The following is an 8,054-nucleotide window of genomic DNA, read 5'->3' as shown; positions in this document are numbered from 1 at the left end:
AAGCCTTATAATTACAGCTAAATATACGAAAAAAGGAGTAGAGAAAATACGTTTTCTACTCCTTTTTATAACCATTCATAAACAATTTATTACTGAAAAGACTTTTTCAGCGCCCTCTTTTTTGGTGGTCAGTTTGCTCCGAAACTGGTGGTCAATTTGCTCTGGAATCAGGTGGTCAATTTGACCGTTTTTTCCAGCTCTGGTACGGCTTCATAAATTTCATAGATACTTTTTAAGAAACCGCTTTGAAAAAGGCGGTTTTTTTATGCTTATAATTCTGATGATTGTGGGGATATTGTGGGGATTTAGTGCCAATAAAAAACCGCAACTAACTGAAAATCAGCCGTTAGGGTTTAAAAAAGCGGAGAAAGAGGGTCTAATTCCCTGTTTCTAATGCGTTGTATTTCAGTATTATATAATTGAATTGAAAATTGGGTAACCGAATTTACCCCCTTTTTTATCGTTTAGAATTCCATTAACTTGTGAAGTGTAAAAGTACACAATTAACTAGATAAATCATAACTTAAAGTGTAAAGAATACCAAAAAATGAACTAGTTATATAACAATGTGTTTATCTACAATGGTTTAAAATAGGATTGGATTTCATCCTCATTTTAACCAAAAATCAAGTGAGCTACTTGTTCATATTTTAATCCAGCATACAAACAAAACTCTTCGATTGTTAAGAACTCATTTCCGAGCTTGTTGAGGTCGTTTTTCACTTTTTGCAACAATCTGGTACTTTGACGATAACTCTTTCCAGTTATGCGCTGTATGTCCTTTGGATAGATGCAAACCCTCTGTTTTTCAATTTTCATACATTATCTATGCCTTTGACTGGGCTTTGATTAGCTTAAACCTACTGATTAGTAAAGTTTAAGATTATACAAAAGTAAGTTTTTTTGAAATATAAATTTCTTCTGCAATTTACTATGATTTATGATGCTTTTTAATAGACATTTATGTCGATTTAAGCCATTTGTGTCGCTTTACGACATATGGAACTGTCCTTTCTTTTTTATTCTGTTTAATTGGCTAAAATTTGTTTCGAAATCGGATAAAAGATGTTGCAACTAAAAAGATGATTTAGAGATTTTGAAAATGAATTTTAATCTAAATTTTAGAAATTATGGCAAGACAGAAAGGCATAATCAAATTGAAAGGTACTATCGGAGATATTACTTTTTACAAAACGCAAGATGGTCATTTGGCTCGTGAAAAAGGTGGCATTGATGCCAGTCGAATCAAAAACGATCCTGCGTTTCAAAGAACGCGTGAAAATGGTTCTGAATTTGGTCGAGCAGGTAAAGCTGGAAAGATTTTGCGAACGGCTATGAGAGCTGTTTTAATCAATTCTGCCGACGGTAGAATGGTTAGTCGATTGACGCAACAAATGATTAAGGTTATCCAAGCCGACACAACAAGTGTCAGAGGATTACGAAACGTAATTGATGGCGAAGCCGAACTTTTGGCAGGTTTCGAGTTTAATATTCGAGGGAAACTGGGCACCAGTTTATTTGCTCCGTTTGTGGGAGTAATTGACCGTGCTGCTGGAAGTATTACAGTTGATTTGGCTTCATTTATTCCATTGAATATGATTGTTGCACCATCTGGAACAACGCATTATAAAATTATTTCTGCTGGGGCAGAAATTGATTTTGAAGCGGAAACTTTCGTTGTTTCTAATTCAGAAACGGCAATTTTGCCTTGGGACATCAATCCATCAGATGCTATCAATCATTCCAATCCAGTAACTCCAGCAAGTACTAAACCTTTGTTTTTGGCTCTTGGAATTGAGTTCTACCAACAAGTAAATGGTGCAATGTACCCGTTGAAAAATGGTGCATTCAATCCATTGTCGATTGTGAAAGTAGATAGCGGTGTATAATGGTTCTCTCGATAGCTAGAACTTATTTCCCTGAAGGAACAAATGGTAAACTCGAATGCGAGGGCAAATTGATCTGCAACACGATTGAATTGCCTTGGAAGAATAACGAAACGAAGGTTTCCTGCATTCCAGAGGGGAAATATTTTATAAAAAAGCGATACAGCAAGAAATTTCAATGGCATTTGGAAGTCACGAATGTGGTAAACAGGAGTTTGATTTTGTTTCATCCTGCCAATAATGCCTTGCAAGAATTGAATGGCTGTATTGCACCAGTAACCAAACTTTCAGGACCTGGATTGGGTCTGATGTCTCGCAAAGCTTTTGCCAAGTTGAAATATTTGGTTTATAAAGCTATAGATCAGAAAGAAAGTGTTGAATTGATTGTTGAATCTGGATTCCTGACTTTGGAAGGATGACAGCAAAAATTGGAAAAATGAATATTATAAAACGAGTGAAAGCTCCAACGCCTAAATTTTTTAAAGTGCTTCGAAATATTGGATTGGCAATGGCTGCCATTGGCGGAACCATCCTGACAGCTCCTGTAGCTTTGCCAGTCGTGTTGACCACTGTTGGTGGTTATATGGCTGTTGCGGGAGGAGTGGTCTCGGCAGTGAGCCAATTGACCACAAGGGAAGCGATATTGTCGTCAAGCGAAGATGACAAACAGTAATCATACCCTGATGGGAACAGCAGGAGGTACTTTTTTGAGTGTTTTGCCGAATTTACATTCGGAAGATGTTTTAAAAACGATTATCTTAGCAGCTCTTGGAGCGATTGTCAGTTTTATTATATCAATGCTACTCAAATACCTCATTAAGAAGCACAAAAAATAGTCTAATTCTAGTTGTGGTGACCTTTGGATTAGACAAAATGAAAGCCAAGTTGTGAGACCTGGCTTTTTTGGTTCTAGATTTCCTCGAAAATATTCAAGGTTACTTCTTCGATTACCACTTTGGCATTGGAGCAGTACAATCCGTTGTATTTTGCGCAGTCAATGGCTTTAGGTCGGCTGTCAAATATTCCGAAAAAGACTCTTGAAATTTTGCTTTTCCAAATATCGGTTTGGTATAGAATGAACAGTTTCATAGTATAGATAATTTAGGTTAATAAAAATTATTTCCTGCAATAGCGGTACAAAATGGCTTTACGGATGTCATTTATGAGGTGAATATCCTCTTTGTATTGCTTTTCTTTTTTTTCCAAAAGCTTGAGTGCTTCCACATTTTTTAGATGCTGCTCGTGTTCCACCATCATCAAACTGGCTTGTGGATTGAACTCCTTTTTGAAGTCTTGAAGGCGTAAAAAGGGAATGACTGAACCTATTAAAAATTGGTGCCAGAATTTTGTTTGCCATAAACTATATGCAACAAAAAAAAGGCTTTCGTAATCTTCTTCTTTCTCAAAAATGATGACAAAACTGTTCGTAAATTGTTCTTTTTGGGGCTTACCGCTGTTTATCCCCTTGTTAAGTATAAACAAATGGGGTTTTGAGTAAAAAGTATCTTTTCGGTGGGTCTTGATAATGAAATTCGGCATAGCTTCGGATTTAAGGGATGTGCCTCGATGAACTCGCCACACATAAAATTTTTAAAAGAAAAAAAAAAAGAAAGTCGTCTATCAAGTGGAGGTTTCAAGAAAAGCAAGTTTTTTCAAAAAAATACTACCCGGGTTTTTAAGATAATGTTATTCGGAATTGGGGTTTTGATTCTAATCAAATGTTGATGCGAACGAAAATGTAGGGTGGAGATTTTATTGAAAACCCGTAGGGCTTGAACTTTCTTTTCTTGAAACTGGAGCTTACCTTTACTTTCTTTTTATTTATTTTTTTATTTTCCTTGCCACCGAGAAGTTGTAATGAAATGGGATTTAAAAAAGTTGATGAGATAGATGATGTTCTTCAAAAAGGGTATGGATTTTTAAAACAGAAAAAAGAAATATCAAATCCATTCCAATTATTTTTCTGTTTTGAAAATCCATACTCTTTCTTCCTATTTGATTTTGTGGGTGCAGACCATTGCTTTTTTGGAATATTGAAGTTCAGCAATCAACGATGTAAGTGATGGTCTGCACTCACAAAAACAATGCATAATAATTCCAAGTGTGGCGGGGCAGTAGCGCGGGCAAGTGTGTGGTTTTTTATTTGCTTACTGGGGTTTTTCTGATTGCTTTTGTGGAAAAGTCGATGCCATAGACTTGAAAGAAAGACAATGTTTCTGGCTGGTCAACTTTATATTTAGGAACGGTATGGCATCGGCTTTTTCTCTGAAGCAATTACTTCGATAGTTTTAGGCACATAAAAAACCACACTCTTGCTGGCTTCTCTTGATTTTGTGGGTGTTGTAAATTGCTTATTCCTATATCGTGAATGCTAGAAATGGAGTTGATAAGCAATTTGCAACACGCACAAAAACAATGCAAACACTTACCGCTTTAAACATAAAGTTGCTAAAAACAGTGACCGTGAACGTTCTTGAAAGCAGGTAGTTACAGAAAATATTCTATGAAATGGCGAACGTTGTTAAGGACAGTGGCGAAGGACGGATTTTTTTATTGCAGGCCGGTGCGAGGAAGCAATAAAAAATGTTGTCCTGGAGCCACTGGCTAGCGCGTTGGGTGTGGCGGCTGTTTTACATAAATGAGTATTATAGTTCATTGCAAAAACCAACGAAAACAATATAAAAACTTTGTGATGAACTATAATACTCAATTATGTAACACAGCTTGGGGAGAAAAATTACTGGTACGAGTTGCGAAGCGTACGTGTTTTTGATTCAAAAACCGTGACAGTAATTTTTTTGGAGCGTTGGCAAAGGAGTGGCAACTGAAATGTAAAACGTCCTTTTTACTACCGAACGAAAAAGAATGTTCTCGTTATTGGAAACGTAATTAGCGAAATGAAGCAAATAAAGACTTGAGTTTAGGAATACTTGGACTAAATGAAAGTTTTGTGCAGCTGAATGAAATAATGGATTATGGGAATATCTATATTATCTGGTATTATTTTGACATTTGCTTCTTTCTTAATCAAGTAATCCTCTCTTCAATCAAATCTTTCCAAATTATAAAACCTTTTCTGTCGGCTGAATAATCGTGAAGTATTCTACTGAAATTATTTGGTGGGTTTTCTATAAAAATTTGTCTTCCGTCGTTTCTAATGCTATTTAGGTAATTGTCAACTTGTTTTAATTTGTCTGGAATCGATTGTTTGTCATTGTCAAAATGCCAAATATAGGTTGCTTCTTCCGTATTTAAGGTTTCTAAAACAATATGAAATCCTGTTTTTCCCGCTATAAGAAAAACAAATGAAAAAGGATTCAAAACGAATCGGATTTTAAGAATAGTCCTTTCGTGATGTTCGGCTAAATAGTGTAAATGCTTTTGGTGTTTGTAATTTTGATTCTGTAAAAAATCATTCAATAATTCATCTCCAGAATCATATGACTTGCTATTATTTTCATTTTGCAATTGATTTATATCGAGTAAATTTTCTTGGCCAACTGGATTTGGTTTTCCCAAGTATGTCTTGGTTATAAATTTGAATTTTACACTTTCAATCAATTCTCTAGTTATCTTTTTGAGATCATTAGACAATGCCAATTGCGAAATGAGTTTACCATTTTCAAATTCAGCGTGAATAGTAACCGTGAGGTTTCTTATTTTGAGTGTCTTGGAGAAATAAACTTTCAAAACTTCAAATTCGGGTCTTATTTCAAAATTTTCAATATCAAATTCAAGCTCGGTTTTCATTTCTGAAACTTCATATTTAAAAGCTATACTTCCGTAACGAAATTCAAGTTTTTCAAATGGAATCTTTACTTTTTTATCAATACTGAAATTGTTTTTTGGAACAATAATTTCTTCTTCGGGTTCATCAAACAAAGTCGCTTGTTTGTCAATTTTTCTGTAGTAAGCATTTCTTTTCAGAAACATTTTATTCAAATAATCAATTTTGATGTCACGATAATCATAAATTGTGGGTGTTATTTCTGAACGTTGTACTCTACCGATGTATTGAATCAATTTTCCTTCAAAAGAAAACGGATAAACCAGAAAAAGACAATTGGCATTTTGCAAATCAGTTCCTTCTCCAAAGAATTGTCCAGTGGTTATGACTACTTGATAGTTTCCTTCTTTTAATAATTTCCATTTAGAGTTTTTACTACTTTCTGAATCTTCTCCACTTAAGGTAATCACTTCGTAAGATTGTTTCAAATACTGATATAGCGAGTCAATATGTTCTTTGCGTTCGGTAATAATAATGGCTTTTTTGTCCGATTTTAATTCATTAATAACATCTTGAGGAATTGCTTTGTTTCGAGTAGAATCGTGAACTAGGATTTTTAATAAAGTTTCAAATTTGTCCGTTTTTGAATGGAATGGAACATCTAGTTCTGTATTTCTAATAATGATTTTTGGTTTTTTAGCGGTGCTTATTTCATCTGACTTTATCTCGGCAATGATTTCGCCCAAATGAATAAAAATCAATTTGCTATCATTGTATTTTCGGAATGGCGTAGCTGTTAATCCATACAAATAAAAGGTTTGCAATTTTGAAATTGTATTTCTGAATGTTTCCGCAGGAATATGATGGCATTCGTCCAAAATAATAGTTCCAAAAGCATTCAACAGTTTTTCTCCATCGGGTTTCTCCAATTCTTTTGACAAACTTTGAATCATTGCAACTGTTATCTGTTTACCGATTTTGGTTTTTCCTTGACCAATTTTTCCAATCTCATTTTTTGGAATTCCAAGAAAAGTTTCAATTCGTTCTATCCATTGGTCGGCAATTTGTTTGCGATGTGTGACGATTAAAGCTGGTTGTTTTTTCTCTGCAATTATTTTTAGACCAACGATAGTTTTTCCAGAACCTGGAGGAGCAACAATTACGCCCAAATCTTTCTTTGCAATCGTGTCAATCACTATTTGCTGATGTTCTAGTAATTGTGTATTGAATAATAAAGAAACTTCCTTTAGTTTTTTTCTTTCATCCTTGAAATCATATTCTATATTATTTTCTCTACAAAATCGAATTATTTTTCCAATAAAACCTCTAGGAATAATGACTTCGTTTTCTGTTTCTTCAACCAATTTGAAATATCGCTCTGTTCCAAAAGTATTTTTTCCAATCTTCTTTTTTATTAAAAATTCGGTGTTCAGAAAATTCAATTCTTCTTTTAGAAAATTAATTAGAGGAGTTGAAATGGCATTACGATTAATTTTTACGTCATTTGCTAATCTTATTGTCAACTTTTCATTGTATAATTTTGGTGCAATCGAAACAGGAATACTTTGTTGAATATTATGAATTTGGTATAACTCATCCAATTTTATTGCCGAAATTCTTTGAATATTTTTTATGAAATCCCATTGATTTGAAATTGGTTCTAGGCTTTCCATATCGATAAAACAGCTATTTCCTTGTTCGTAGGTTTTCTTATACAGCGGGAGTGCTATCAAATTTCCAAATCCTTTTCCCGAAAGAAAATCTTGATTGGGAAACATTCTGTCAAAGCTAGAACTCTTGTCAAATAAAGAAAAAACGCCTGTTTGCTCTAAAATTGAAATGAAAATTTTTCTGCTTTTTATAGCTGGATACCGTTGTTCAAAAAATATCCAAACGTGTCCGCCTTTACCGGAACGAGAACGTTCCAAATAAGCAGAAATTCCTTTTTCATTACAAGCATTTATAAACTTTTTGCAGTCCTCAAGCCATTCTACTTTGTCAAAATCGGCAACAATAAACCACGAAGTATTGTCTTTGAGTAAAGGATAAATTCCAATATGTTGTTCGCCGTTTAAGTGTTTTTCAATTTCCTTTTCAGTGAGTGCCAAATATTCTTTATCAGCATAATTTTGAAAAGTTCCACCATTCATTTTATGAGCTCGATACCGATATGGATCATAAAAATAGGCTGGCATATAGCCACTTTTGTTCCCTTTTTCCCACCGAACCGCAAACACATCTTCTCTTCCTGCGAAAACAGATTTGAATAGTTGGATGTTATTTATCGGGCTTGATGGCATAATTTAGATTATTCAAATAGTCTATTTTTAACCCGTTGGGTGTAATTATTTGAAGTAAAAAATATTAATTAGATATTGCTCAAGACACTGAAATTCAGTATCTTGAAGTCGCAAAACAAACAATATCCATGTCAAATATAA

At 34.2% G+C, this 8,054-nt stretch carries 9 protein-coding genes; 6 read left to right on the top strand and 3 right to left on the bottom strand.

Annotated elements, in window-relative coordinates; all coding sequences use genetic code 11:
• The 5 genes from IR213_RS16435 to IR213_RS15585 all read left to right on the top strand — a co-directional run.
• Positions 1-184: hypothetical protein (locus tag IR213_RS16435; RefSeq protein ID WP_228479210.1), on the top strand; the 184-nt coding region annotated here is incomplete at its 5' end.
• A gap of 946 nt (positions 185-1,130) precedes the next feature.
• Complete coding sequence (locus IR213_RS15600; protein ID WP_194313224.1) at positions 1,131-1,889, top strand: hypothetical protein; 759 nt, start codon at positions 1,131-1,133, stop codon at positions 1,887-1,889.
• A complete protein-coding gene (locus IR213_RS15595; RefSeq protein ID WP_194313223.1) occupies positions 1,889-2,305 on the top strand; it encodes a DUF5675 family protein in 417 nt (138 codons plus the stop codon). The genes IR213_RS15600 and IR213_RS15595 overlap by 1 nt, the downstream gene beginning before the upstream one ends.
• A 17-nt stretch (positions 2,306-2,322) precedes the next feature.
• Positions 2,323-2,559, top strand: a complete 237-nt coding sequence (locus tag IR213_RS15590) for a hypothetical protein (RefSeq protein ID WP_194313222.1) — start codon at positions 2,323-2,325, stop codon at positions 2,557-2,559.
• Complete coding sequence (locus IR213_RS15585; RefSeq protein WP_194313221.1) at positions 2,546-2,722, top strand: hypothetical protein; 177 nt, start codon at positions 2,546-2,548, stop codon at positions 2,720-2,722. The genes IR213_RS15590 and IR213_RS15585 overlap by 14 nt, the downstream gene beginning before the upstream one ends.
• A gap of 73 nt (positions 2,723-2,795) precedes the next feature.
• Here IR213_RS15585 and IR213_RS15580 read toward each other — a convergent pair whose 3' ends face one another.
• Both IR213_RS15580 and IR213_RS15575 read right to left on the bottom strand, forming a co-directional pair.
• Positions 2,796-2,975 carry a hypothetical protein gene (locus IR213_RS15580; protein ID WP_194313220.1) on the bottom strand — a complete coding sequence of 60 codons (180 nt, stop codon included), beginning with the start codon at positions 2,973-2,975 and terminating at the stop codon, positions 2,796-2,798.
• 27 nt (positions 2,976-3,002) lie between these two features.
• Positions 3,003-3,425: a DUF6943 family protein gene (locus IR213_RS15575; protein ID WP_194313219.1), complete on the bottom strand. Its 423-nt coding sequence runs from the start codon at positions 3,423-3,425 to the stop codon at positions 3,003-3,005.
• 323 nt (positions 3,426-3,748) lie between these two features.
• Between IR213_RS15575 and IR213_RS15570 the strand changes: the two genes are divergently transcribed.
• The gene (locus IR213_RS15570; RefSeq protein ID WP_194313218.1) at positions 3,749-3,949 is read left to right on the top strand and encodes a hypothetical protein; all 201 of its coding nucleotides are present in this window, start codon (positions 3,749-3,751) and stop codon (positions 3,947-3,949) included.
• A gap of 964 nt (positions 3,950-4,913) precedes the next feature.
• On the opposite strand, the gene IR213_RS15565 is transcribed toward IR213_RS15570, so the two are convergent.
• On the bottom strand, positions 4,914-7,913 hold the full coding sequence (locus tag IR213_RS15565; protein ID WP_194313217.1) for a DEAD/DEAH box helicase: 3,000 nt from the start codon (positions 7,911-7,913) through the stop codon (positions 4,914-4,916).
• Positions 7,914-8,054: the final 141 nt, after the last annotated feature.

This window comes from Flavobacterium soyangense (assembly GCF_015277675.1).
In the GTDB taxonomy this organism is placed as follows: Bacteria; Bacteroidota; Bacteroidia; order Flavobacteriales; family Flavobacteriaceae; genus Flavobacterium; species Flavobacterium soyangense.
The sequence above is the reverse complement of the archived record's forward strand: the minus strand, read 5'-3'. Positions and strand labels throughout refer to the sequence as shown.